The 24,754-nt window shown below is 68.5% G+C and carries 28 protein-coding genes and 1 riboswitch; of the genes, 13 read left to right on the top strand and 15 right to left on the bottom strand.

Annotated elements, in window-relative coordinates; all coding sequences use genetic code 11:
* Nucleotides 1–144 precede the first annotated feature (144 nt).
* The gene (locus ACFO0C_RS34080; RefSeq protein ID WP_378070876.1) at nt 145–423 is read left to right on the top strand and encodes a hypothetical protein; all 279 of its coding nucleotides are present in this window, start codon (nt 145–147) and stop codon (nt 421–423) included.
* Between the two features lie 48 nt (nt 424–471).
* Here the strand turns inward: ACFO0C_RS34080 and ACFO0C_RS34075 are convergent, their stop codons facing one another.
* The 4 genes from ACFO0C_RS34075 to ACFO0C_RS34060 form a co-directional block, all read right to left on the bottom strand.
* Entirely contained in the window at nt 472–828 is a 357-nt protein-coding gene (locus ACFO0C_RS34075) for a hypothetical protein (RefSeq protein ID WP_378070875.1), read from the bottom strand.
* A 156-nt stretch (nt 829–984) separates the two neighbouring features.
* Nucleotides 985–1,725, bottom strand: a complete 741-nt coding sequence (locus ACFO0C_RS34070) for a hypothetical protein (RefSeq protein WP_378070874.1) — start codon at nt 1,723–1,725, stop codon at nt 985–987.
* A 233-nt stretch (nt 1,726–1,958) separates the two neighbouring features.
* On the bottom strand, nt 1,959–2,681 hold the full coding sequence (locus tag ACFO0C_RS34065; protein ID WP_378070873.1) for a hypothetical protein: 723 nt from the start codon (nt 2,679–2,681) through the stop codon (nt 1,959–1,961).
* Between the two features lie 70 nt (nt 2,682–2,751).
* Entirely contained in the window at nt 2,752–3,027 is a 276-nt protein-coding gene (locus ACFO0C_RS34060; protein ID WP_378070872.1) for a hypothetical protein, read from the bottom strand.
* Between the two features lie 132 nt (nt 3,028–3,159).
* Between ACFO0C_RS34060 and ACFO0C_RS34055 the strand changes: the two genes are divergently transcribed.
* The 3 genes from ACFO0C_RS34055 to ACFO0C_RS34045 all read left to right on the top strand — a co-directional run bounded on the left by ACFO0C_RS34055 (nt 3,160) and on the right by ACFO0C_RS34045 (nt 5,178).
* Nucleotides 3,160–3,396, top strand: a complete 237-nt coding sequence (locus tag ACFO0C_RS34055; protein WP_378070871.1) for a hypothetical protein — start codon at nt 3,160–3,162, stop codon at nt 3,394–3,396.
* Between the two features lie 962 nt (nt 3,397–4,358).
* Entirely contained in the window at nt 4,359–4,799 is a 441-nt protein-coding gene (locus ACFO0C_RS34050; RefSeq protein ID WP_378070870.1) for a hypothetical protein, read from the top strand.
* Between the two features lie 121 nt (nt 4,800–4,920).
* Complete coding sequence (locus ACFO0C_RS34045; protein ID WP_378070869.1) at nt 4,921–5,178, top strand: hypothetical protein; 258 nt, start codon at nt 4,921–4,923, stop codon at nt 5,176–5,178.
* A 123-nt stretch (nt 5,179–5,301) separates the two neighbouring features.
* On the opposite strand, the gene ACFO0C_RS34040 is transcribed toward ACFO0C_RS34045, so the two are convergent.
* The gene (locus ACFO0C_RS34040) at nt 5,302–6,153 is read right to left on the bottom strand and encodes a helix-turn-helix transcriptional regulator (RefSeq protein ID WP_378070868.1); all 852 of its coding nucleotides are present in this window, start codon (nt 6,151–6,153) and stop codon (nt 5,302–5,304) included.
* A gap of 132 nt (nt 6,154–6,285) precedes the next feature.
* Between ACFO0C_RS34040 and ACFO0C_RS34035 the strand changes: the two genes are divergently transcribed.
* Complete coding sequence (locus tag ACFO0C_RS34035; protein ID WP_378070867.1) at nt 6,286–7,317, top strand: NADP-dependent oxidoreductase; 1,032 nt, start codon at nt 6,286–6,288, stop codon at nt 7,315–7,317.
* A gap of 298 nt (nt 7,318–7,615) precedes the next feature.
* Here ACFO0C_RS34035 and ACFO0C_RS34030 read toward each other — a convergent pair whose 3' ends face one another.
* Complete coding sequence (locus tag ACFO0C_RS34030; RefSeq protein WP_378070866.1) at nt 7,616–8,584, bottom strand: serine hydrolase domain-containing protein; 969 nt, start codon at nt 8,582–8,584, stop codon at nt 7,616–7,618.
* 275 nt (nt 8,585–8,859) lie between these two features.
* Here ACFO0C_RS34030 and ACFO0C_RS34025 point away from each other — a divergent pair, with 275 nt between their 5' ends.
* From ACFO0C_RS34025 to ACFO0C_RS34015, 3 genes are all read left to right on the top strand, one after another.
* Nucleotides 8,860–9,882: a rhamnogalacturonan acetylesterase gene (locus ACFO0C_RS34025; RefSeq protein WP_378070865.1), complete on the top strand. Its 1,023-nt coding sequence runs from the start codon at nt 8,860–8,862 to the stop codon at nt 9,880–9,882.
* Nucleotides 9,879–12,587 carry a beta-galactosidase gene (locus ACFO0C_RS34020; RefSeq protein ID WP_378070864.1) on the top strand — a complete coding sequence of 903 codons (2,709 nt, stop codon included), beginning with the start codon at nt 9,879–9,881 and terminating at the stop codon, nt 12,585–12,587. Before ACFO0C_RS34025 ends, ACFO0C_RS34020 begins: the two co-directional genes overlap by 4 nt.
* A 123-nt stretch (nt 12,588–12,710) precedes the next feature.
* Nucleotides 12,711–13,253 carry a hypothetical protein gene (locus tag ACFO0C_RS34015; RefSeq protein ID WP_378070863.1) on the top strand — a complete coding sequence of 181 codons (543 nt, stop codon included), beginning with the start codon at nt 12,711–12,713 and terminating at the stop codon, nt 13,251–13,253.
* 26 nt (nt 13,254–13,279) lie between these two features.
* On the opposite strand, the gene ACFO0C_RS34010 is transcribed toward ACFO0C_RS34015, so the two are convergent.
* Nucleotides 13,280–13,780 carry a GNAT family N-acetyltransferase gene (locus tag ACFO0C_RS34010; RefSeq protein WP_378070862.1) on the bottom strand — a complete coding sequence of 167 codons (501 nt, stop codon included), beginning with the start codon at nt 13,778–13,780 and terminating at the stop codon, nt 13,280–13,282.
* Between the two features lie 97 nt (nt 13,781–13,877).
* Here ACFO0C_RS34010 and ACFO0C_RS34005 point away from each other — a divergent pair, with 97 nt between their 5' ends.
* A complete protein-coding gene (locus ACFO0C_RS34005; RefSeq protein ID WP_378070861.1) occupies nt 13,878–14,777 on the top strand; it encodes a CPBP family intramembrane glutamic endopeptidase in 900 nt (299 codons plus the stop codon).
* 170 nt (nt 14,778–14,947) lie between these two features.
* Nucleotides 14,948–15,191: riboswitch (cyclic di-AMP (ydaO/yuaA leader) on the top strand.
* Nucleotides 15,190–15,735 carry a transglycosylase family protein gene (locus ACFO0C_RS34000; RefSeq protein WP_378070860.1) on the top strand — a complete coding sequence of 182 codons (546 nt, stop codon included), beginning with the start codon at nt 15,190–15,192 and terminating at the stop codon, nt 15,733–15,735. (Overlaps the previous riboswitch by 2 nt.)
* A gap of 63 nt (nt 15,736–15,798) precedes the next feature.
* Here the strand turns inward: ACFO0C_RS34000 and ACFO0C_RS33995 are convergent, their stop codons facing one another.
* From ACFO0C_RS33995 to ACFO0C_RS33980, 4 genes are all read right to left on the bottom strand, one after another.
* Nucleotides 15,799–16,278 carry a GGDEF domain-containing protein gene (locus ACFO0C_RS33995; RefSeq protein WP_378070859.1) on the bottom strand — a complete coding sequence of 160 codons (480 nt, stop codon included), beginning with the start codon at nt 16,276–16,278 and terminating at the stop codon, nt 15,799–15,801.
* Nucleotides 16,279–16,309: 31 nt separating this feature from the next.
* Nucleotides 16,310–16,561: a hypothetical protein gene (locus ACFO0C_RS33990; RefSeq protein ID WP_378070858.1), complete on the bottom strand. Its 252-nt coding sequence runs from the start codon at nt 16,559–16,561 to the stop codon at nt 16,310–16,312.
* Nucleotides 16,558–17,955, bottom strand: a complete 1,398-nt coding sequence (locus ACFO0C_RS33985; RefSeq protein ID WP_378070857.1) for an MFS transporter — start codon at nt 17,953–17,955, stop codon at nt 16,558–16,560. Before ACFO0C_RS33985 ends, ACFO0C_RS33990 begins: the two co-directional genes overlap by 4 nt.
* A gap of 72 nt (nt 17,956–18,027) precedes the next feature.
* Entirely contained in the window at nt 18,028–18,507 is a 480-nt protein-coding gene (locus tag ACFO0C_RS33980; RefSeq protein WP_378070856.1) for a MarR family winged helix-turn-helix transcriptional regulator, read from the bottom strand.
* 93 nt (nt 18,508–18,600) lie between these two features.
* Between ACFO0C_RS33980 and ACFO0C_RS33975 the strand changes: the two genes are divergently transcribed.
* Nucleotides 18,601–18,768 carry a hypothetical protein gene (locus ACFO0C_RS33975; RefSeq protein WP_378070855.1) on the top strand — a complete coding sequence of 56 codons (168 nt, stop codon included), beginning with the start codon at nt 18,601–18,603 and terminating at the stop codon, nt 18,766–18,768.
* A gap of 19 nt (nt 18,769–18,787) precedes the next feature.
* Here ACFO0C_RS33975 and ACFO0C_RS33970 read toward each other — a convergent pair whose 3' ends face one another.
* The 3 genes from ACFO0C_RS33970 to ACFO0C_RS33960 form a co-directional block, all read right to left on the bottom strand.
* Nucleotides 18,788–19,198, bottom strand: coding sequence for an ATP-binding protein (locus ACFO0C_RS33970; protein WP_378070854.1), 411 nt, complete (start codon nt 19,196–19,198; stop codon nt 18,788–18,790).
* Nucleotides 19,191–19,526 carry an STAS domain-containing protein gene (locus ACFO0C_RS33965; RefSeq protein ID WP_378070853.1) on the bottom strand — a complete coding sequence of 112 codons (336 nt, stop codon included), beginning with the start codon at nt 19,524–19,526 and terminating at the stop codon, nt 19,191–19,193. The genes ACFO0C_RS33970 and ACFO0C_RS33965 overlap by 8 nt, the downstream gene beginning before the upstream one ends.
* Before the next feature lie 83 nt (nt 19,527–19,609).
* Nucleotides 19,610–21,754 (bottom strand): SpoIIE family protein phosphatase, encoded by a 2,145-nt coding sequence (locus tag ACFO0C_RS33960; protein WP_378070852.1) that lies wholly within the window; start codon nt 21,752–21,754, stop codon nt 19,610–19,612.
* A gap of 169 nt (nt 21,755–21,923) precedes the next feature.
* Here ACFO0C_RS33960 and ACFO0C_RS33955 point away from each other — a divergent pair, with 169 nt between their 5' ends.
* On the top strand, nt 21,924–22,952 hold the full coding sequence (locus tag ACFO0C_RS33955) for a zinc-dependent alcohol dehydrogenase family protein (protein WP_378070851.1): 1,029 nt from the start codon (nt 21,924–21,926) through the stop codon (nt 22,950–22,952).
* A gap of 79 nt (nt 22,953–23,031) precedes the next feature.
* The gene (locus ACFO0C_RS33950) at nt 23,032–23,418 is read left to right on the top strand and encodes a DUF2795 domain-containing protein (RefSeq protein WP_378070850.1); all 387 of its coding nucleotides are present in this window, start codon (nt 23,032–23,034) and stop codon (nt 23,416–23,418) included.
* Between the two features lie 124 nt (nt 23,419–23,542).
* On the opposite strand, the gene ACFO0C_RS33945 is transcribed toward ACFO0C_RS33950, so the two are convergent.
* Nucleotides 23,543–24,673, bottom strand: a complete 1,131-nt coding sequence (locus tag ACFO0C_RS33945) for a sigma-70 family RNA polymerase sigma factor (protein WP_378070849.1) — start codon at nt 24,671–24,673, stop codon at nt 23,543–23,545.
* Nucleotides 24,674–24,754: the final 81 nt, after the last annotated feature.

Genomic DNA, 24,754 nt, shown 5'->3' with positions numbered 1-24,754 from the left:
CGGCGTCGACCGTTTGCGCGACGGCAATACGACCGGCCATGCGCGATCCGCGGCAGAAGAGCATGTTGCCCTGGCTTCGTATCATCGGCCGTTCGGTTAGTAACACTTGCGGGCCACCATAGTTTCTAGTCCATGCTCGAGTGCATGACTGGCGATGATTTCTCCGAGGTGGAACGCCTCATCCGGCAACATCAGGGCGAGGCGTTTGAAACCCGAAGCGGTCTACCGATGACCTACAAGGTCGACGGATCCCGAATCAAGGTAAGCCGCGCCAAGCCGTGGTTACTCATGGAAGGTGCGAGGCAGATCTGGGCGATGGGGCCCGACGCTACCCTGACTGATGTTGACCAGCGGATAACCGGGCGGGCCTACCTCTTCGCGATCCTCCGTGACTCACGGATTCAGCCCTCCGCGTCGAGGTGACCGACACACGGCTCCACCCGGACCGCTTCGCGGCTATATGAGTACGTCTCAGGTGCGCAGAAACTTGTCCTCGATGACGACCTCGGGCGTCACCTGAACACGAACACATCCCGCGGCATCGGAGGTGCCGTATTCCATGACCAGCGCCGTGGTGGTGCCTTTACTTTCGGCCCGCAATAGAGTCGCCTGCTCGCGATACAGATCGACCACGACACCGGCCGCTTTCCGGTGACGGACACGGACACTGTCATCCGTGACATCCCACGTGATGTGAAGCTCCTCCGCGACGTCCGTCGAGATTCGGAGTTCCCTCACGTACTCATCGCCCGAGACCTCCTCCGTCTGGGGCACCACGCCGAAGACCTCCAGCCATGTCGCATCGTCGGCGACTTTGAGTCCAGGCACCCTCGCACCATAGAGGCACACGCGAGAAGACGCTCGTTCGTTTCCACGATCAGCCCGTCCACCGCGAGGCATCGCCGCAGGCCGGCGGAGCGATCGGATTGCGGCGGATCAGTGCATCGACGGCGGCGTGAACCTCCCACAAGAGTGCTATCGGGTTTATGTCGTTGTCGCTCTTCGCCGACGACGTTTGGGAGCGAGCTGGGCAAGATCCGATAGGTCGACGGACGACCATTCCTGGAACTCCTCCGCATACGAACCAACCACCGTGCGGAACGCCAGCCCAGTGCCGTCAACGATGTGGTCGGCCATGTCGCTGAGGTTGTTCATCGCCAGACGCTCGAGTTCTTCATCGCCGGTGTGTCGAGCCAGGATGACGGCCAGGACGACTCCGGCCGATGTGCCCGAGACGGGCTGCGCGAAGATCTCGCCGCGCTGCCATGACCCGGTGTTGTCAGCAAACTCAGGACCCAACCACCAGGGCTTGTGCGGATCTCGGGCGAGTAAGAGACGGCCCAGGTCCGCACGATCCTCGAAGAACCAGAGCATCGGCTCGACAAACTTGCGACCCTCGTCCACCAGCCGAGAATCAAGCGCTTCGCCGGCCAGCGGCCAGGGGTACTCACCTCTGCACAGCTGCTCTGGATCGGAATCTGCCGTCCCGCCTACCTCGCCTTTCACGCGCAGGCGAGCCATGAACTTCCAGCCTCCCGGTGCGAGGCCATTGAGTTCTTCGTCCGCGGCCCACACGTCCCACCCAAGCTGCCCCGGCCGGCCCGCCCACAGGCCAAGAGTCCGACGGACCCCGCTCCTGACGTAGCGAACTTCTACCGATGCCTGGCTTCGGACAATCTCATCCGGTGCGGGCACCTCCCATGCCGCCAGCAACGCCTTGAGCACCTGAGCTCGTGTCCTCCGCCGAGAACTCGCCACGACCTCAACCTACAAGGCCAAAGCGGCGGATAACGGGTATCCCGCGAGGCTCATCGACGACACACGAGAGGCCCTCCAAGCTCGGCAAATGCCCGGGCCACCTGCATTACTTACAGTGCTGCACCTCGAACCGCTGACCGCCCCGTATGCGGCAAATGAGGGTGCTTTGGGCTCGGCCGCCTGAGCCGGCGGATATACGCTCAGAATGGCGGCAGGCCGGCCTTTCCCGAGTCGACGACCGCTGCGGAATGTGTGCCCCACGACTGTAGGGTGTGCTCGGCACGGGCTCGCTGGTAAAAGTCTCGACTGGTCACCGAAGCATCACGCAGAGGAGCACGAAGTGCCGACCGGTGGCCGAGCAGTTCCGGGGCATCAAGTAGGTGTCCGGCCGCGACCACGGCCGAGTTCCGTACTTGTGCATCGCTGTCTCCAAGGTACCGGGACACCGATGCGAACATCGCCGGCCGAGCTGCCCATACGGCGGTAACTGCCGGATCGTCTTCCATCCGATAGCCGGCGCTGGCTGCTGCTCCTACTGTCTCGTCGCCGACGTCCTCTGCCACCCCGCCGAGAAAGTCCAACAGGATGACACGAAGGCAGCCGGACCCGCCGCGCCAGGTGGGATAGGCCTTAATCACTGGCACGGTCCGTGGGTCACTCAGTATCCCGGCGACATAGAGGGCCACGGGCGCGGTCACCGAGTAGATGCTGTTCTGATGGGTTACCAGCTCAAGCACCTCCAAAGCGGCTGTTCGAACGTCTGGGTCGTCGTCGATCAGGTGCCTCAGCAGAGTGACAACGGCATCGGCGCGGCCCCGAGCGTGCTTCAGAGCGGCCCACTGAGTTTTCCGGAGTACCGCCACCGGATCGGGCGGTTCAACGTGGCTGTCAGTGGGGGCGGGTTTGTCAGGGCTATTGACCACGCATGGATGCTAAAGGCGGGAGAGAACAACCGTAGCCCGCGCCCGCTCTGCGGCAGAAGAGCAAGCCCAACTACAGCAGGTCGAGGAGCGTCTCGAATCGTGCGGCCAAGACCGGATCGATCTCGCCCTGCACCCGGGCGCTGATTATGCTCCCGCCTACCGCCCGTGCCAGCGAAACCGTCAGTGGCGGCGTTCCCACCAGCGGATAGTTGAACCAGCCGTCGGCCGACTCATCGTCGGTACTTTCGAGAGCGCCGGTAAGCGCGGCTTCGTCGAGCGCGTCGTAGTCGTACCCGATGTAGCTGCTGATCTTCTCCAGAAACCGGACGATGTTGTCCTCTGACACCCAACCCTCGATAGACCGCACAGGTGGAGTATGCGGCCAGGACGACCCGGTTCCCCGGCGGCGGGGCTGAGCGGCTGCAACGACCTACAGGCGGTATGTGAGGACGCACGTCCGGCAAGGTAGCTTCTACCGGTGCAATCTGATCCGGTGGACGACATCCCAGCACTGGCACGCACGGGATTGGTGGCGGCCGTTTGTGAGGCCATCGACGTCGATACGGCCACCGCGGAAGACATCATCCGGTCGACCGAGCCGTTCTGGAACGCGATGGAACGAGCCGGCGGCCTCGTGGACTCATGGGGTGGCAGCGAGTTCCGTTACCTCCTCCCACGGGTGTTGTCGTACATCGAGGCGACTGCTAACCCGTAGAGCAGCCCGTTGACCTTCGGCGCCCGCGGCTCAACCGCTTGCAGCAGGCAGGCCGATGACCATTGAACGCCGCGCTCGAACGATCAGCGGCAGAAGAGAGCGCCGTGGGATTGCAGGCTCCGATACTTTTGTGCAGGATCGAAAAAATGGCAGCGGCGGCATTCGCGAATACTACAATGACTATCCTTGCCTCTATGTAGTCTTGAGGTTACTTAGACAGGGAGGGTTCGCTAATGCCACATCTTGCCTACGAGTATCTAACTAGCAGGGTTTCGAAGGTCTCCTCGGCTCACTCTCCGCTAGCAGGTATGGCTGGGGCCTCGGGGGGAGCATTACCTGGATTCCCAGGGCCGGGAGGTGGCCTCTCCGCGGTTCCGGCATTGACGGACTGCATTCCCTTCACTCCCATGGCTCTTATTGGCGCGGCCTCTATAAACGGGCGCCTGCCATGGAGCCATTCGCCAGCCGCTGAGGTAGTGTGGCGCGTGAGTAGCCTCTTCGCCGCCGCAGAATTTAACGGCAGTTTTCTTGAACCAACTGCTGTACTTGACAACCTGGAGACTCAGGAGAAGCGTGCACTCTCATACAACCTCGGTATGACGCTTGCGTTATATGCTGGATGGGCGGCCGGATTGCGGTTTCCTCTCCACTTCTCTCTATATGTTCGATCGCACGGCGGGCGCGGTCGGGCTTACGTCGCTACTCCTCGCCTCCGGCGAGGCCCTGGCCTACCTGATCTTGCATGGGTAGACACAGCCCTGAATCAGTGCCACATATGGGAGTGCAAGGGTAGCGTGGGTAGGGCCTGGTCAACTAGCTGCACAGATGCCTTGGAAGCGGCACTTGGGCAATCCTTGCGGATTACAAGCATCCGGGTGCCAGGTGCAGGGCTAGCTGCCCCCAACTCTTATATCTCGTCCGTAGTGCGCCGGGATGGACCCCATGGTCAATGGAATTTGCATGTGTCGGACCCCGAAGGCTCAGACAGTCCCGCGCGCAGAACCGAGCTTTTACCTGAGGTGCTGCTCTTTTACCGGAACTTCTATCAACCTATCATTCAAATTATCGCGACATTAGGCGACGTGGCAGACCCTGAACGCATATCCGTGAACGGTGTAGACTTTGTAACTTCAGGGACGCTCGCCGCCGGATTTCGAATCGGGCTTGATGCGAGAATTTACGAGCTATTTTTGAGCGGTGCCTTATTTGGACTCTTGTTGCCCCCAGTTGGCATCCTTGAGATCCCGTTTTACATCGCCGACTCTTGGATTCGCGGAATCCCGGCACGAAGATACTCGCAGCCTGTGTACGAATTGGAGTCCTGGATTAATCAAGGTTATCGTCAGGCTGACTCATTGGACCTCTTCGTCACCCCAGAAGGCGTCATCTTTCAGCAGATTTAATGGCCGGTCAGGTCTATTCCTCACTCACTGTCATCGGCAGATCCGGCCTTTGCTGCCCCGGCCATCGCCGGTACCGCACAGACGCAGGGTAGGTCGCAAACCTGTTGTCGATCAGGACAGCATGAAGGATTCTTCTGGTATGCCTGATGCGGCGAGCGATGTAAACATCCGTCTGACCGCGGACGAGGCCCTGGTGCTCTTCGACTGGCTACACCGATGTGAAGACGAGCGCCGGGTAGTGCAGCCAGCTCATGAGGGCGAGCGAGCTGCTCTCTTCAACTTGTCTGCCCTGCTCGAACGAGAACTTGTGGCGCCTTTCCAGCAGAACTACTCAGAGCTTGTTGACCAGGCGCGGGTTCGCCTTGCCGGCGACGACTAGGCAGTCCTTCAGCGTTGGCCGGGCGGCCGAGCTGGCGCACTCACATCGGCATGTCCGGACGTCAGCCGCGGCCGCCCGGCCGCCGGAATCACTGCGTGAGTCGGCGGTCGCTGACCGCTGGGGTCAACCGGCGAAGGATTCCTGGCCCACCACCCGGAGTAACTCCAAGTGGCCCGCGGTCGGGCTGCCCGGAGGGGCCGTGAGCAGCACCAACCTCTGATCCTCGGCCGGAGTCAGCAGCGTCTCGCAGTCGAGTTCGAGGAGGCCGACCGTCGGGTGCTGCACGACCAGGCGGCTCTGCCGGCGCACCGCCACCTCGTGACGGTCCCACAACTCGGCGAACTCGTCGCTGCATGCCCGCAACCGCTCCACCAACGACATCGCCACGGGATCGGAACCGCGCCGGGCCACCGCCGCACGCAGGTCGGCGACGTGCAGGCGGCTGCAATAGTCGTGCTCCTCGACCGGATGGGCCAGCCGGATTCGCGGATCGTTGAACCACCGCCACACGATGTTGTGGTCCTGGTCGTGATCATGCCGCATCGGCGGGCAGATACCGCCGAACAGGGTCTCGGCCAGCGCGTTCTGGGCCAGCAGATCACCGAGGTCACTGAGCACCTGCGCCGGAACTCCGGTCAGCTGATCGAGCAGATAGAGCAGACCAGGCCGCACGTGCGCACCGGCCAGCCGCCCGGCCGGTGGACGGTGCCCGGCCAGCAGATACAGGTGATCACGTTCGTCGTCGCTGAGCCGCAACGCCTGGCCGAGCGCCCGCAGCACCTGCGATGACGGCTGCGGGCTGCGGGCCTGTTCCAGCCGCATCAGATAGTCCGCCGACATCCCGGCGAGGATCGCCACTTCTTCACGACGCAATCCGGGGGTACGCCGTCGCGGCCCCGCCGCCAGTCCGACCTCCTGTGGCCGTAGCCGTTCGCGGCATCGGCGGATGAAGTCGGCCAGTTCGCGTCGATCCATGCCTGCCATGCTCGCGCAACCGCCGGATCGGAGCCAAGGATCGCCGATCCTAGGCAAACACGTCCGCTCCACAACCGGCCGCGTCCGCAGCAACCTGGGTGCCACAGCGATCCACGAGGAGAGGTGGCAGTCATGGAGGCGATCGTCTTCGAGCAGTTCGGCGGACCCGAGGTGTTGCGGGTGGCCGAGGTCGACGTTCCGCAGCCGGGCCCTGGCCAGGTCCGGCTGCGCGTCGTGGCGGCCGGCGTCAACCCGGTCGACTACAAGATCCGCAACGGGTGGCTGGCGCAGGTCTTCGCGACCACGTTCCCGTCCACGCCCGGCTGGGAGGCTGCGGGCGTCGTCGACGCGGTGGGGGAGGGCGTGACCGGCCTGTCCGTCGGCGACGAGGTGTTCGGCTTCACCGACACCGGATCCTATGCGGAGTACGCCCTGGCCACCGTCGTCGCACACAAGCCCGCCGGCCTGTCCTGGGACGAGGCCGCGGCCCTGCCGGTAGCCGGGGAGACCGCCCAACGGGTGCTGGATCTGCTCGGAATCAAAGAAGGCGAGGGGGCTGTCGAAGAGAGCGAGACGGGCGCCGAGGTGAGCGAGACGGGTGCCGAGGTGAGCGAGACGGGTGCCGAGGTGAGCGAGACGGGCGCCAAGGGGAGCAAGGCGGCCGTCAAGGGGAGCGAGACGGTCCTGATCCATGGCGCGGCCGGCGGGGTCGGCGGTGTGGCGGTCCAGTTGGCGGTGGCTCGCGGGGCGACCGTGATCGGCACCGCCTCCGCCGCGAACCACGACTACCTGCGGTCGCTCGGCGCGATCCCGGTCGCCTACGGTGAAGGGCTCGCCGACCGTGTCCGGGCCGCGGCCCCGCAGGGCGTCGACGCGGTCTTCGACGCCGCCGGGCAGGGTGCTCTGGAGGCGTCGGTCGAGCTACGCGGCACCACCGACCGCACGATCACCATCGCCGACGCGGTGGGCGCCCAGCAGTTGGGCGTCCCTTACTCCGCCGGTGGCGAGCGCAGCGCGGAGGCCCTGGCCGCCCTCGCCGACCTGGCCGCGGCGGGCAAGCTGCGCGTCGAGGTGGCGGGGACGTTCCCGCTGGCCGACGCACCGAAGGCCCAGGAGAGCAGCGCCACCGGCCACACCCGCGGCAAGCTGTTGCTCAACCCCTGACCGACCCGGCAGCCCAACATGTGGTGGCCTACGCCGCGAATCGCGCCGTAGGCCACCACGTTGTCCTTGCCATCGAGTTCTGTCCGCCGGGTTGAGACGATCGGCGTGTGAGTGCGCGGGTCGCGGCTGGCGGGGCGTTCTGCCTGGTTCCCTCGCTTGCCGAGAAAGATCGCGCGTGGCCGTCGGTGCTCGCGGTCTCGGCTGGACAAACGTCACCGTGGTGCGAGGGCGTGCCGAAGAGGTCGTCGGACAGCCTTCTGGCCACAGAAGGGGTGGTGATCGGGCCGCCCAGAGCTGATCAACCGCTGAGCGGCCGGCTCTCGCAGCGGGCGACCAGCTCGTCGATCAGACTGTCGGCCAGTCTCTGGGTCCGGGTCTCCGCGTGATCCAGCGCGATCACGACCATGCTGGCATGTTGCTCGGGTAACCGGGCGATCTGGGCGCTCAGACCCGCCCACACGCCGCCGTGGCGGTGCAGCGGGAAACCGGCCCGGGTCAGCACGTCGACACCCCAGCCGTACGGGATGGGCGTGCCGTCGTCGAGCCGGCCCGCCGTGTGCAGGAGGCCGGAGACGCTCAGCTCGTCGTTTGCCAGGGCCTCGTTCCAGCGCATCAGGTCGGCCGCTGTCGACCACACGCCGCAGTCACCCAGCGACAGCGGTGCCGGGGAGCCCGGCTCGGTCGGTGTGGTGCCGGGCGGGAACGGATCCGGGCCGGGCCAGTAACAGGTGCTGGCCATGCCGAGCGGCTCGAACAGGCGCGAGCGCGCGAAGTCGGGGAACGGCTCGCCGGCGGCACGTCCGACGATGACCGACAGGCAGGTGTATCCGGGGTTGCGGTAGCTGAACGCGGTCCCCGGCGTGCTCTCCAGGGTGTCGTGCCCGCCCAGCTCGGCCAGCATGCCGGGTGCGGTCCGGTCCCGCCCGGCCTTCTTGAGCGCGAAGAACTCGCCGGCCTCGGGCAGTCCGCCGGTGTGGTGGATCAGGTGCCGCACGCGGACGGTGGCCGCCCACGCCGGAAGCTCGGGGATCCATTCGGCCAGCACCGACTCGACATCGAGCTTTCCCTGCCGCACGAGCAGCGCCACGCACGCGGCCGTGATCTGCTTCGACACCGACGCGACACAGGCCGTCGTGAACGGCTCGCCGTGGCTCACGTACACCGGCGGCGGGTCCCCGTGCCGCAGGCCGACCACGACCCGGTCGCCGTCGCCGTACCCGGCCGATTCGATGAGCGCAGCGACTCGCTCGGGAATCCCTCGGTCCACCGGCCCAGTATCCGGATTGGCCACCACCAGGCAATCGAGTTGGTGCGTTTCGTAAAGGCAGAGCATGCCGGAAGTCCGGGAGCGTCTTGCCGGGGCGACCTCTGATGCGGATGGCGCTGATACGGGACGCCGCCACCCCCCAGGTGTGGTCACCTGCCCGCCATATCGCGCGTTGTGTCAGTCGACGTCCATCGCGTGCCGGGGCTCGCGACAACCTTGACTGATTGGGTTTCATCGATGTAAACGTTTCAATTGGCATCGAGAGGAGAACGACGTTGAAGCGATCCCGCATCCTGGCCCTGACTGTCGCCGCGGCCGTAGCGGTCCCGGCGCCGGCCCTGGCCGGACCCCGCCACGACATCCCCGGCGAGTGCAGCGGGACCGCCCCGATCGTCTGCCACTACGACGTGGCACCCGGCGAATACGCCGTCTCCGTCATCCTCGGCGCCCCCGACGCGGCCGGCAGCACGGCGGTGCTGGCCGAGGCCCGCCGGATGATGGTCGCCGAGACCGTGACGGAGGTGGGCCGGTTCACGCGCCGGGACTTCATCGTCGACGTCCGTGAGCCGGAGGGCGAGCCGACCCTCCCCGACCTCGGCACCCCGGGCCTGACCCTCACCTTCACCGGCACGGCCCCGCTGCCGCACCGGGTGCAGGTCCGCCCGGCGCCGCGCCGGACTCCGCAGCTGTTCCTGGCCGGCGACTCGACGGTCTGCGACCAGGGCATCGCCCCGTACACCGGCTGGGGGCAGGCGATCACCCAGCACCTGCCGCGCGGCGTAGCGGTGGCCAACTACGCCGACTCGGGGGAGAGCACGGCATCGTTCCTGGCCGACAGCCGGCTGTGGGGCGCGATGTTCCCGCGGGTGGGCCGGGATGACGTCGTGCTGATCCAGTTCGGTCACAACGACAAGGCGACGACCGCTGAGGACTACCGGGCCAACCTGACCAGGATGGTGACCGAGCTGCGTTCGGTGCGGGCCCGGCCGGTGCTGGTCAGCCCGCCGGTGCGCCGGCTGTTCGACTCGGCCGGGCAGCTGACCCCGGTGGCCAGGCATGTCAACGGCCTGGGTGTGGACCTGCCGGCGGAGATGGAGGCGGTCGCGGCCGGGCTGGACGTGCCCTACATCGACCTGACCGCGGACAGCGCCGCCCTGGTCGAGGGGCTCGGTCCGGAGGACTCGAAGGCGATCTTCCTGTACAACGAGAAGCGCGACAACACGCACTTCTCCGAGTACGGCGCGGACCGGATCGGCCTGCTCGTCCTCTCCCGTCTCCAGGAGCTGTCGATCCGGTGAATACGTTTCAAAGCCTCGAGATCGACGGGCCGCACGGTCCGGTCCCGGTCCGGGTCTACGAGCCGGCGGGCCCGGCCGGGGCGGTGCTCGTGTGGGCGCACGGCGGTGGTTTCCGGCACGGTGACCTGGACATGGCCGAGGCCGAGATGGTCAGCGCCGAGCTCTCCCGCCGGGCGGACGCGGTCGTCGTCTCGGTCGGCTACCGGCTGGCGGTGGGCGGGGTCCGGTATCCGGTGCCGATCGACGACGTGCACGCCGTCTGGACGTGGGTGACCGGCCGCGACGACCTGCCGGCCCGCCGGGCGCTCGGCGGGGCCAGCGCCGGCGCCGCGCTGGCGGTCTCGACCGTGCTGCGTGTCCCGGACAACCAGCCCGACCTGCTGCTGCTGGCCTACCCGTTCGCGCATTTCCCGACGCCGACGCTGGGCCACGGCCGCACGCTGGAGAACATCGAGGACATGGTCCGCAACTATGTGGGCCGGATCAGCGATCTGCCCGCCGACGCCCTGCCGGGAGCGGCGCGCCTGGACGGTCTGCCGCCGGTGCACATCCTGCTCTCCGAGTTCGACGATCTGCGCCCGTCCGGCGAGTTGCTGGAGCGGCAGTTGCGCGAGGTGGGCGTACCCGTGGAGGTCTTTCTGGCTCCCGGGACCACGCACGGGCATCTCAATCGCCCGCACGACGTCCCCGACGCGGTGGACGCGTCCCTGGGTTTCCTCGCGGCCGCGTTGCGGGCGCCGCGTCCGGCGCCGCGGTGGCTGCGGCGTGCGGGGGAGCCGCGGATCGAGTTCGGCGCCGACTACAACCCGGAGCAGTGGCCGCGGGAGGTGTGGGCCGACGACGTCCGGGCGATGCGCGAGGCCGGTGTCACGATCGTGTCGCTCGGCATCTTCTCGTGGGCGCGGCTGGAGCCGGCCGAGCGCCGCTACGACTTCGCGTGGATGGACGAGGTCGTCGACCTGCTGCACGACAACGGCATCCTGGTCGATCTGGCCACCCCGACGGCTTCGCCGCCACCGTGGCTGACCACGAAGCATCCGGAGATCCTGCCGGTCGACCGTGACGGCCGGACCGTGTGGCCGGGCGCCCGGCAGCACTGGCGGCCCACCTCGCCGGTCTTCCGCGAGCACGCGTTGCGCCTGGTCAGGGTGCTTGCCCGGCGTTATGCGGACCATCCGGCGCTGGCCGCCTGGCATGTCAGCAACGAGCTGGGCTGCCACAACGTGTACGACTACTCCGACGACGCGGCGCGGGCGTTCCGGGTGTGGCTGCGGGCGCGGTACACGAATCTGGAGACGTTGAACGCGGCCTGGGGCACCGATTTCTGGTCGCAGCGGTACGGCGAGTGGGAGCAGATCCTGCCGCCGCGGCACGCGAACGGGCCGGTCAACCCGACGCAGCAGCTCGACTTCAAACGGTTCTCGTCGGACGCGCTCAAGGACCACTACCTCGCCGAGCGGCGGATCCTGCGGGAGATCACCCCGGACGTGCCGGTGACGACGAACTTCATGGTCGCCGGGCCGATCAACGAGATGAACTATCCGGACTGGGCGGCCGAGGTCGACTTCGTCGCCAACGATCACTACACCCGGCCCGGGCCGCAGTCGCGTGACGAGCTCTCGTTCTCGGCCAACCTGTGCGGCAACCTGATCGCCGGGCGACCGTGGTTCCTGATGGAGCATTCCACCAGCGCGGTCAACTGGCAGCCGGTCAACGTGCCGAAACTGCCCGGCGAACTGGCCCGCGACTCGCTCACGCACGTCGCCCACGGCGCCGACGGCGTCTGCTTCTTCCAGTGGCGGCAGTCCCGGGCCGGCGCCGAGAAGTTCCATTCGGCGATGCTGCCGCACGCCGGGACGACCAGCGCGATCTTCGAGGCGGTCACCGATCTGGGCGCGCGGTTGCGGTCGCTGTCCTTTCTGCAATCGATCGGTCGTACGCCGTCCCGAGTCGCCGTGGTCATCGACTACGAGTCGTGGTGGGCCGCCGAGCAGGACTCGCACCCGAGTGACCGGCTGCGGTACCGCGACGAGGCCCTCGACTGGTACACGGCTCTGCTCGACCTGGGTGTCCGTGCCGACGTCATCCCGGTCGCCGCCGACCTGACCGGATACCGCCTGGTCGTGGCGCCGATCCTGCATCTGGTCCCGGCCGCGCTCAAGCAGCGGCTGGAGGACTACGTGGCCGGTGGCGGTCACCTGGTCACGACGTACTTCTCGGGCATCGTCGACGAGAACGACCACGCCTGGCCGGGCGGCTACCCGGGGGCGTTGCGTGACCTGCTCGGCGTTCATGTGGAGGAGTTCGCGCCGCTGCTCGACGGCGAGTCGGTGACGCTGACCAACGGGGCGATCGGCACGCTGTGGTCGGAGCGCCTGGCGGTGACCGACCCGGCGACCAAGGTTGTGGCCGGGTATGCCACGGGCGGGGCGGCCGTCACTCGCCGGGAGGTGGGCGGCGGCTCTGCGGCGTACGTCTCCAGTCGTCTGGGGCCGCAAGGCCTGTCCTTGATCCTCGACGATCTGCTGGCTCTCGCCGGTGTCGGCAGTGAGCTGCCGCCCGACCTGCGCGGGCGGGTGGAGCTGGCGGTCCGCGGCCCGGTCCGTTTCCTGATCAATCGGACCGCCGAGCCGGTCGATCTGTCGAGCCTGCCGGACGCTCCGCCGTCGCTGCCGGCCCGCGGCGTCGTGGTCCTGGGAGTGTGACGCGAGTCTATGTCGGCAGTGGAGTGAACTTAGGCTAGCCTAACCTAACCAACGGTCCACTCCGGAAGGATTTGCCGCAGCATGCCCGTTTTCAGTTCCCGGATTCGTCGTGCCTTCAGCCGAATGTCCGTCGTCGGTGCCGGTGCCGCCGTGCTCACCCTCGGTGTCGCCTCGGCGGCGTCGCCCGCCGTCGTCACCGCCGACCGGGCGACCACCGTCAGCGGTGCCGCCTACCAGCTCACCCTGTCCGCCGAGGACACTCTTGCCGCCACCGGGCAGACGGTCACCGTCACCGGGCACGGTTACCCCACCGGTCAGGGCGTCTACGTCAGCCTCTGCGTCATCCCGGACGGCTTCGACCCGGCCGCACCGGTCTACGCCACCACGCCGACGCCCTGCCTCGGCGGCGCCGACTCCAGCGGCGCGACCGGTGCCTCGCACTGGGTGTCCAGCTCGTTCCTGGCCGGACTGATCGCCAACTCGTCGAAGTGGACCACTGAGGGCACGGGTGTCGGCGGGTTCGCGGTGAACATCTACGTGAACCCGAACATCTCCGCGACGCAGGTCTGCGGGCAGACCGTACGGTGCGCGATCGTGACCCGCGCGGACCACACCGGGCTGAGCAACCGCTACGTCGACCTGTTCGTGCCGGTCACGTTCCAGTGATCACCGCGGGCCGCGGATGACAGTGATCAGCGGAGCTCGCGGATGACGTCGTCGCCGTCACGGCCGGTCTCGACGAAGCCGGCCTTGGCGGCGACCGCCGCGGACGCGAGGTTGGCCGGGTCGTGGCGGATGACGAGCCGCTCGATCCCCGGCAGGGTCAGCGCGACCCGGGCAAGCACCTTGACCGCCGCGGTCATCCGGCCCTGACCCGCCCATGGGGTGCGCATCCAGTAGCCGATCTCCAGGGCGCCCGGGCCGGGCCGGGTCATCAGGCCGATCGAGCCGATCAGGTCGCCGAAGGCCGTGAAGATCGCGTAGTTGAACTCGGTGCCGGCCGTCCAGTTCGCCGCCGAGCGTTCGGTGTAGTCGCGGGCCTCGGCCGGGCCGTACTCCGGGGTGGCGAACGGCAGGAACGGCGCCAGTTCGGGCACCGACTCGTGGACGGCCGCGGCCAGTTCGGCGGACCATTCCGGTTCCCAGCGTTTGAGGACCAGATCGCCGGCGTTGATCATCTCGGGTGGTTCCATGATCCGTATTCTGCCGGACGTCTATATCTCTGGTTAGGCACGGGAATCCGGCTGTGGCCGGATCCGCTCGGCACGTCCGGTGGGAAGACTCGTCGCCATGATGATTTCGGCGCCCGGTAGCCCGTACCACCGTCTTGCCCGCACCGCCCTGCACCGGTGGTGGCGTTTTCCGCTCGGCACCGTGTTCATCGTGGGGGCCGCCTTCGTCGTGATGATCTTCTACGTGATCGTCGCGGAGATCTTCGGGCGGCCCGGCGGGCCGGACGGCATGGCCACCCTCGGTACTCTGCCCGATCTCGCGGCCGGTTTCCTGTCGATTGCGGTGGCCCTTCCGCTGACGCTGCTGGCCGCACAGTGGATTCAGCGGCGCCCGGCCGGGACCCTGTCATCGGTGGCCGGGCGGATCCGGTGGCGATGGCTCGCGGTGTGTCTCGGCGTCGCGACGGTGACGATCGTCGTGTTTCTGACAGCGGTCACGGTGCTCTCCCCGGATTCCGGGCCCGACGAGTCACTGGCCGGCTGGGGGCCGTTCCTGGTGTCGGCGGCCGTGCTGCTCGCGGTGGTGCCGTTCCAGGCGGCGGCCGAGGAGTATCTGTGCCGTGGCTGGCTGCTGCAGGGGCTCGGCGCGTGGCTGCGCAGCCCCTGGCTGCCGATTCTGGTGCAGGCCGCGGTTTTCGCCGCTTTGCACGGATGGGGTACGCCGTGGGGCTTCGCCGACCTGATGATGTTCGGCATGGTGGCCGGCTGGGTGACGATCCGCACCGGTGGGCTGGAGGCCGCGATCGCGCTGCACGTCGTGAACAACCTGCTCGGGATGCTGGTGGCGGCGGCGTTCGGGCAGCTCACCATCGAGGAGACGGCGGCCGACATGCCGTGGTGGATGTTCGTGGCCGACGTGCCGGTCCTGATCGGATTCGCCGCGGTGATCGTGTGGCTGGCCCGGCGCCGGCGGCTGCACACGGCGAGCCCGATCGTGGCCTACGGCTTGGCCCACTGAGCCGCCAAAAAGGCTGATGAAAAGGGTATAAGCGCAGTGTCGGTAATTTCCGGGCGCTAACAAGATCAAAGCGGGCAAATACTGAGAAGAACGTCACTATCCGGGGCTGTTTTCTTGGCTCGCGGCCCATCGACGTGGTTACCGTCGGGCCGTCCCGCGACGCGGGCACTGTGGACGGACCGCCGAGTCCTGCCCCCGTCCGCAGACTCGATGCAAGGGCAGGAGCGGGGGACCCACTTTTCGACGGTGCGCGGGATGCGCGCCTTGGGGTGAAGCCGTGTGCACGCGGCCGGGCCAGCGAGAATTGTTCACGACGGTGGAGACCGCCTCGACGGTGTGACTCGAGGTAGGTCGTGAACATTCTCGTCCGCCCGAACCCGACAGCTCACCTCGCAGGCGTGGAGGATCATCCATGTCTGGTAGTAGACGAATCCGCCTTGCCCTGGTTCTGGCGACAGCCGGAATCACCGGAGCAGGCGTCCTGCTCGGCCCGGCCACCCCGGCTCAGGCCGCGCGCCAGGTCAACTGGGACGTCGTCGCCAAATGCGAGTCCGGCGGCAGGTGGCACATCAACACCGGAAACGGGTACTACGGCGGCCTGCAGTTCAGCCGCAGCACGTGGAAGGCCAACGGTGGCGGTAGGTACGCCCCGACGGCTGACCGGGCCACCAAGGCCCAGCAGATCGCGATCGCCAACAAGCTGCACGCCAAACGCGGGCTGAGCCCGTGGCCGGTCTGCGGCAAGAAGGCCGGTGTCTACAAGACGACGAAGACGTCGACTCCGAAGAAGAAGGCCAAGGCCACCGGCAAGACCTACGTGATCAAGTCCGGCGACACACTGGCCTCGATCGCCAGGAAATACAAGGTCAAGGGCGGTTGGCGTACGCTCTACGCGCTGAACAAGGACAAGCTCCGCAGTCCCGGCCTGATCTTCCCGGGCCAGCGCATCCGTCTCTGAGCCGGGTTCCGCCGAGCGGCGGCCGGGAGCGTCCATCGCCTCCGGCCGCCGCGCGCCACACGGTCATGATCGATTAACCGAGGCGGCCACCGATGGCCGCACCGGGATGCGGTCGAAGACCGCGTGGCCGCCGCCGGATCGTTTCGCGTGGTACATCGCGATGTCGGCCTGCTGGAAGAGCAGGTTCGAGTCCCCGTGGGCGAGCGCGACACCGATGCTCACGTCGATCGTCATGTCGATCTCCTCGACGATGAAGGTCTCGCGCAACGCCTCGCGGATCCGGTCGGCCACGGCGACCGCCGCCCGCTCGTCCACGTTCGGTCCGGAGACCACCACCACGAACTCGTCGCCGCCGAGACGGGCCAGCAGATCACCGTCCCGGGTGACCGCGGCGAGCCGCCGTGCGGCCTGCTCGAGCAGGTTGTCACCGGCCTGGTGCCCGTACGTGTCGTTGACCTCCTTGAACCGGTTGAGGTCGAGCAGCAGCAACGCGATCGGGTCGTGCCGGGGCGCGGCGAGCAGGATGTCCAGGTGTTCCAGCACCGAGCGGCGGTTCGCCAGCCCGGTCAGCGCGTCACAGCGCTGTGTAGTGGGCGAAGTCCCCCGCTCCCGTGGTGCTGGCCAGGAAGTCGACGACCCCCGCGGAGAACAGCGCGGCACCGCCCAGCCCCGCGATCGTCCCGTCCAGCACCACCCGCCGGCCCGAGACGTGCCTGCTGGTGAACAGCAGCACGCCCGCGTACGCCTGCGGGTAGAAGAGCAGCCACCCGGCGTCCGCCCGGGACGGGAACGGCGGCGCTCCATACCTCTCAGGTCGGCAGGTCAACCAGCCGAATTGAGGGCGTTTCCGTGGGCGCGCGATCTCGCCGGGCGCAGCACAGTCAGGGCCACCAGGAATCCCGTGGCCAGCAGTCCCGCCGACGTGGCGAACGCCAGCCGGTAGCCGCCGGTCAGTGCCTCCGCCTGGGTCCAGCCCGACGCCAGCAGCCCTTCGGTGCGGGAGGCCGCCAGCGTCGACAGCACCGCCACGCCGATCGCCATGCCGACCTGCTGGGTCGTGTTGAACAGCCCGGACGCGAGCCCCGCGTCGCTCTCCCGCGCACCGGACATGCCCAGCGTCGCCAGTGCCGGCAGCACCAGGCCGCCCCCGGAGATCAGCACCATCACCGGCAGGAGATCGGTGACGTACCCCGCCCGTACCGGAATCCGGGTCAGCAGCACCATCGCCGCGATCAGCAGCACCAATCCGGCGAGCAGCACCGTGCGCGCCCCGAACCGGGCACTGACCCGCGCCGACACGAGCAGCGACACGATCCCGATCCCGACCGCGGCCGGAAGCATGGCGAGTCCCGTCTCCAGAGCGGTGTAGCCGAGCACTTTCTGCATGTACAGCGCGACGAGGATCTGGAACGCGAACATCCCGGACAGGGCCAGCATCTGCGCCAGGTTCGCCCCGGTGACGTTGCGGGACCGGAGGATCCGCAGCGGCATCAGCGGATTGGCGGCGGTGGCCTGCCGGATCACGAACCCGGCCAGCAGTGCCGCCGACACGACCCCGGTCCACCACTGCGCGCCGCCCTGCACGACCGTGTAGATCCCGAGCATCAGCCCCGACGTGACCAGGGCGGCCCCGAGGACGTCGGCGCCCGCGGACAGCCCGAGTCCTCGGTCGCGGGGCAGCACCCGCACCGCGAGCACGATCGTGGCCAGCCCGATCGGCACGTTGATGAAGAAGATCCACGGCCAGCTCAGCGTGTCGGTGAGCACCCCGCCGAGCACCTGCCCGATGGACGCCCCCGCCGCGCCGGTGAAGCTGAAGATCGCGATCGCCCGGCCGCGGTCCGCGTCGTCGGTGAAGATCGTGACCAGGATGCCGAGCACCACGGCCGAGGCCATCGCGCTGCCGGCGCCTTGCAGGAACCGTGCCGCGATCAGCATGCCCGGCGTGCTCGCCAGTCCGGCCAGCAGCGAGGCGGCGGTGAAGACGGCGTTGCCGGCCAGGAACATCGCGCGCCGTCCGACCAGGTCGCCGAGTCGTCCGGCGAGCAGCAGCAGTCCGCCGAACGGGATCAGGTACGCGTTGACCATCCAGCTGAGGCCGGCGGGGGAGAACCCGACGTCCTGCTGGATCGCGGGCATCGCCACGGTCACGATGCTGCCGTCGAGAATCGTCATCAGCCCGGCGGCGGACAGGACGCCGAGCGCGGTCCAGCGATGCATGAAGAGCCTCCCCATCAGTGCGATGGGAAGGACGCTAGCAGATAGTTTTGTTGCAGACGATCCTGGACGGATCTACCTGGCGCGCTCCCGCGCCCGGCGACCACCCTCGACCGGCGTGGCCAGATGGCCCGTGGCCAGCCGGCTCAGCACCCGGACCAGCGCCTCCCGGTCCTGCTCGGAAATGCTGCCGAGGGCCTCCCGGTGCACCCCGTCGACGATCTCCTGACTGCGCCGCGCCACCTCCGCCCCCTCCGGCGTGACCGCGATGATCCGGGCCCGGCGATCCGTGCTCGACGGCCGCCGCTCCGCATAGCCAGCCTTCTCCAGCGCGTCCACGGTCACGACCATGGTCGTCTTGTCCATGTCGCCGAGCTCGGCCAGCTGGATCTGCGTCCGCTCCTCCTCCAGCGCATGCACCAGCACACAGTGCATCCGCGCGGTCAGCCCGATCCCGGCCAGCGCCGCCGCCATCCGCGTCCGCAGGACATGGCTGGTGTGATCCAGCAGGAACGACAGGTCCGTCTCGGTCCGGGCGGGCGCCATGGCAGTCATCCGCCCAGCGTAGCCGCCGTTGGATCCGAGACGGATAATCGCTTTCGGTACGATCCGCCGCTCCCGCAACCAGGAGCACGTACCCTCCTCGCGGTGGGAGGATCACCGAAGGCCGGTCCCGACGACCCGTCAGTGCCGGGCGCACTGCTCTGGGCGGTGCGCATCGGCGACGTCTGCGTGCTCGGCGATCTCACTCCCGGCCCGCGCTGGCACGAGTGGTACGCGGGCCTGCTCCCGGACGGCCGCTGCCTGACCCTCTGAACGGCGGCCACCGCGCCGCTCAGGAACCTCGCGGGGCGATCCCGAACCGCATCCGGACGATGGTTCCCTCCGCGGCGGCGATGGCGTCGACCTGGTCACACAGTCGTTCGACGATGGCGAGGCCACGGCCCCGGCGGGCCTCGGGCGTCGGCATCGGCCGGCCGAAGGCGCGCATCGGGCCACCGTCGATGACGTCGCAGACGACGTAGCCGTCCTCGGCGCGGATCCACACCCGGCCGCCGCCGGACGTGTGCTGCAAAGTGTTGGTGACCAGCTCACTGACGGCGATGGTCAGTGACATGACCTGGTCCGGGGCCAGACCGAGCCGTTCGGAACGGCGTTGCGCGAATGCCCGTACCCCCGGAAGGTCCTGGGCCTGGTGATAGCCCATCACCTCCGCGGAGGCGGCGGACGGGTCCGGCTCAGTCACGCTGATCAGCCTGCCTCGGCGTGGGCGGCCGGAGCAGTTCCAGGATGCCGGTGATCTCCAGGACGGTCGCGACGGCTCCGGTGACGTTGACGACGTGAAGAACGCCGCCGCGCTCCAGCGCGGCGTGGTGGGCGGTGACGAGCGCGTGCAGGCCGCTGGAATCCAGGAAACCCACGTCGGCAAGATCGACCATGACGGTACGGCTGGACCGCACCGCATCGACCAGGGCCGCGGTCATCTCGTCACGGCTGTCGAGATCGCAGTCACCGGCCAGGGCGACCACAAGGGAATCGGCGTCGCGCAGCGTGCGTGCTTCGAAACCCGACATGACGGTGTTCGCAGGCCTTTCCGGTGCGATGAGGGCGAGGTCCGGAACATCCCGGCCAGCATGATCGGCATGAACGGTGGGTGTCAACCGGCCACCACCCCGACCGGTGCCGCGCCGGTGAACTGGACGCACAGGATGACCGTGTCGTCGGCGAGTTCCCGGTCGCCGACCAGGCGGTCCACGACGTGCCCGCCCAATGTTGCCGCGTCCCGGCCGGAGAGGCTGCCGGCGGCGTCGGCGAGGCGTTGCAGACTCACGGTGAGCTGCTCGCCACGGCGTTCCACCAGGCCGTCGGTGAACCAGATCAGCACGGCATCGTCCGGGACCACGAGCTGGCCCTGGCCGTGCCCGGCCCCGCCGACACCGAGCGGCAGCGACCGGCCGTCCCACAGATAGGCGGCACTGTCGCCGGTGACCAGCAACGGCGGCAGGTGCCCGGCGCAGGCGTACCGCAGCAGGCGGGTGGCCGGGTCGTAGTCGGCGTAACCCACCGTCGCCGTCCTGGCGTCCGGGATGAGGGCGCTGGCCCGGTCGAGATCATCGAGAACCCGGCCCGGCGTGGGTGCGGTCTGCGCCAGGATGCGCAGCGCCGACTGCAGGCGTGCCATCGCCGCCGCCGCGGCCAGCTGATGCCCGACGACGTCGCCGACCGCGAACCCGATCCGGCTCCCCGGCAGGGCGAACACGTCGTACCAGTCTCCGCCCACCTGATGGGCCAGATCGGCGGGCCGGTAATCGGCGAACACCCGGATGCCCTCGAGCACACCGCCGAGGGCCGGAAGCAGGGCCAGCTGCAGCTGTTGCGTGGCATGGTGCTCGCGCTCGTAGATCTGCGCCCGGCGCAGCGCCTGCCCGGTCAGGCTCGCCAGAGCCTCGGCGAAGGCCAGGACGTCGGCGTCGGCGGCGTTCTCACGATGGAAACTGAAGGACAGCGCGCCCAGGGCACCGGCGTCGCCGCCGGTGATGGGTACGCAGATGGTGCTGTTGATGTCGAGCCGCTGGAAGGTCCCGTCGAGATGCGGATAGGCGGCCGCAGCGTCGGCTTGCGTCCGGTGGAGCAGGTGCCGCCCGGTACGGATGACGTCGCGCTGTGGTGTCGCGCCCTCGGCCGGAGTCAGCCGGTACCGCTCGGCCATGCCCGCGGGCCGGCTCGGAGACGTCCACAGAACCATCTCGCCGCTGCCGGGGGCGACGATGGCGACACTGCCGTGGTCGGCGATCAGGCCGATGCCCTCCCGGACGACCGCCTGAGCGATCTCCTCGGAGGTGGCAGCCTTGGCCAGGTCGGTGGTCAGCACCTGCAAGGCGTGCAGACGTAGCCGGGCGGCCCGTTCCACCGAGGTGTCCCGGCGAGCCCGATCCCGCTCGTCCACCCCGACCGCGAGGGTCCAGGCGCCCAGGATCGTGGTCGTCAGGAACAGCTGCAGCGTCATGGTGATCAGCTGGTCCGACGTCTCCAGTGCCGCCCACGGGCCGTGGCCGGTGCTGGTCATCAGGTTCGCCGTCACCGTGGTCGCCATGCCGGCCGTGAGGGTCACCACCAGCGACTGGCTGAAGGCCAGCGTGAACAGGACGAGGATGGGCAGGTAGAACAGCGGCACGTAATGCGGCCAGAAACCGATGACCGTCGCCGCCACCGCCGCACCGACGCACCCGACCCAGCGCGTGACCCCCGACCTGCCGTCTCGGCTGTACCGCCAGGCGAGGACACAGCCGGCCACGGTCAGTACGCCGGTCGCGTCACCGGCCCAGAAGGACACGAACGACTGCGGCCACGGCACGCCCAGACTCGCGGCCAGCAACGTGCCACCGATGATGGCACCGACCAGCGGCCCCGCACCGACACAGCACCCGAGGAAGACCACCAGGTCACGACGACGCCGCAGGTCCACCTCAGCCGGTAGGTACCGGCGCAGCAACGACGCCCCGACCAGCGGCTCGGCCGTGTTGGTGAGCGCGAAACCAGCCGCCCATCCCAGGGACATGCCGTGCGACACGTCCACGACGATCTCCGTGGCGGCCACCGCGGCCAGGATCCAGGGCCATCTGCGGCGGGGACTGAGCACCAGAGCCGACAGGGTGACACCGGCGGGCAGGAACAGCACGACGATCGCCGGAGCGCCGAAGCTGACGAACGCGAGGGAGGCGCCGGCACCGTACGCCGTCACCACCACGGCCAGCACCTGCCACAGCGGCGCACGGCCCGTCGTGCCGGCTGACCCGGTCACGGGTTCGCACACTCCACGGCAATGATGATGTCACCCGGCGAGGCAGCAGCCACGCAGGCTCAGCCGCAGGGGTGCCCTGCCGGTACCTCCTTCGTCAGTGACTCCCTCATCCCTGGCGGATCCGCTTCCATGAATCAGGAGATCCCGTCGTCACCACCGAGGAGAACTGATGCGTCAGGTCGTCATGCATTCGCCCGGCGATGTGCGTGTGGAACAGCGCGCCCAGCCGTCGATCATCAAGCCCACCGACGCCGTCATCCGCGTCTCCGCCGCCTGTGTCTGCGGCTCCGACCTGTGGCCGTACCGGGGGATCGAGCAGCTCAACGGCCCGGCGCCGATGGGTCACGAGTACGTCGGCGTGGTGGAGGAGGTCGGCTCCGAGGTCCGCGAGATCAGTCCCGGACAGTTCGTCGTCGGCTCGTTCTTCACCTCCGACAACACCTGCGAGATCTGCCGGTCCGGCTACCAGTCGCGGTGCCCGGACTTCGCACCCATCGTCAGCGAGACCGGCGGCGCGCAGGCCGACTACCTGCGGGTTCCGTGGGCCGACGGCACCCTGGTCGCCACGCCGGGCCGGCCGGACGCCGACCTGATCCCGTCGCTGCTGGCCGCCTCCGACGTGCTCGGCACCGGCTGGTTCGCCGCGGTCGCCGCCGAGGCCGGCCCCGGCCGGACGGTCGCGGTCGTCGGTGACGGCGCGGTCGGCCTGCTCGCCGTCCTGGCGGCCCGGCAGCTGGGCGCGGAGCGGATCATCGCGATGAGCCGGCACGCCGACCGGCAGAAGCTGGCGCTGGAGTTCGGCGCCACCGACATCGTCACCGAGCGCGGCGACGAGGGCGTCGCCAAAATCAAGGACCTGACCGGAGGGTACGGGGCACACTCCGTCATCGAGGCCGTAGGCACGCAGGAGTCGATGATGCAGGCGATCAGGTCGACCCGGCCCGGTGGCCACGTGGGCTATGTCGGTGTCGCGCACGGCGTGACGCTGCCGGGCATGGAGCTGTTCTTCTCCGGCGTGCACCTGCACGGCGGCCCGGCCCCGGTGCGCCGGTTCCTGCCGGAGCTCGTCGACCTGATCCTGCGGCGCGAGATCGACCCGGGCAGGGTGTTCGACCTGGAACTGGGACTCGACGACGCCGCCGAGGGCTACCGGGCGATGGACGAGCGCCGTGCCGTCAAGGCCCTGCTACGCCCCTGAACCACCTCCCCGGAAGGGAGACGGTGCCAGCTCGCCCGTCACCGAGGTTGGTCCTGCTCAACGCGGGTATGCGGCCGCCATGGAGCGACAGAGCAGCAAACACGGCCGCCACCTCGACGAGAGCATGAAGCAGGAGGTCCGCGGTCACGTCCAAGGCATCGCCGGCGGCCGGTCGGAGGAGTGGCACACACCCGAACCGGCCGGTGAGGACCAGCCCGAGGTGAGCCGGGTACCGAACGCCGACACCACCGCGGACCTCAGCCGGTTCGGACGTTACATCGGTCTTTCCAGCATGCCGGGGGACCGGGAGGCACTGCGTCGTGGCGCCGAGACGCTGGCGGCTCCCGACGATGTGCTCGCCGACCTCGACCGGCTGCCCGACGGCCAGGTGTTCCACACCGTCACCGAGATCTGGGCGGCTCTCGGCCGCGGCCCGGCCGACCGGCGCGCGGGCGCCGTTTCCTAGAGATTCTCGCTGAGTACGGTGCCGGCCACGACGGTCAGGTGAGCAGTTCCTCCGCGCCCGCGGCTGCCATCGGCGGGGTGGCCGGCCGGTGACCGCCTACCCGGGACCGCAGTTGATCTCCTGCTCAGCTGCGGTCCTGCGGCGCCAGCATCGGTGTGAGGCCCGTGGCGGCGGCGACTCTGCGGATGACGGGGTTCAGGCCGGTCGCGGTCACGGTGATGTGGCGGGCCTGCGCGGCCTCGTACACCGCGAGCAGGACCCGGATGCCGGCCGCGTCCAGGAGTGGTACGCCGGCCAGATGCAGCGTGACCCGATGGCCCGCGGCCTGCCGGCAGACCATGTCCAGAAGGGCGGTCCGTAGCCCACCGGCGTTGTCGCGGTCGACCTCGCCACGGATACGGATCTCGAGGTGGACGGCCGACACCATGGTGGTGGTGATGTCGAAGGCCTCCGGGTCGTGGTGGTGCTGCCCCGGCCAGTGCGGAACACAGTCGGTCAGCAGGCCGTCGCGCAGCCACGCCAGAACCCGTGACTGGATGCGGGAGACCTGCATCTGCGAAACGCCGATCTCGGCGGCGATGTCGGCCTGGGTACGGCCGCCGTAGAAGCGTGCGATCACCACATGCCGTTCCCGTTCGGGCAGACGGGCCAGCATGTCGGCGACCGTCAGATTGTCGGCGACCTTCTCCATCGCCGGGTCGGGCTGGCCGAACAGGTCACCGAGCTGGGTGTCGCCGTCGCCGACCGGCGTGTTGAGCGACTGCGAGCGATAGGCGGCCGCGGTCACGCGCGCCCGATCGAGGTCGCCGATGGTGATGCCGGCACGTTCTGCCGTCTCGCCGCCGGTGGGCCGGCGGCCGAGTTCGCGGGCCAGGTCGGACTCGTGCCGGGCGACCGCCATCGACAGTTCCTGCATGGGGCGGGGAACGTGTACGGCCCAGCTGCGGTCGCGGAGGTGCCGTTTCAGCTCACCGACGATGGTCTGGATGGCGTAGGCGGTGAAGGATCCCCGGTCCGGGGCATATCGGTCGACGACCTTGACCAGGCCCAGCCGGGCCACCTGTTCCAGATCGGCCAGCGGCTCGATGGCGCCCCGGTACCGGCGGGCGAGGCGGTCGGCCATCGGCATCGCGGCTCTCACCATGCCGTCGCGCAACCGGCGTGCCCGTACCCCGTCCGCGTTTTCCCTGGCGTACGCGTAGCGTTCGGCTATCTCGTCGAGATTCTCGAGCTCGATGTCGGCCTTGAGCAGCATGTGGTCTCCTTCTAGCCGGCCCGTCCCCGACACTTGCCCCCCTCGGCCCCGGCGAAACGACATCGGCCGGACAGCCTTGGG

Origin of the sequence: Actinoplanes subglobosus, assembly GCF_042650585.1 — a bacterium.
Taxonomy (GTDB): Bacteria; Actinomycetota; Actinomycetes; order Mycobacteriales; family Micromonosporaceae; genus Actinoplanes; species Actinoplanes subglobosus.
The sequence above is the reverse complement of the archived record's forward strand: the minus strand, read 5'-3'. Positions and strand labels throughout refer to the sequence as shown.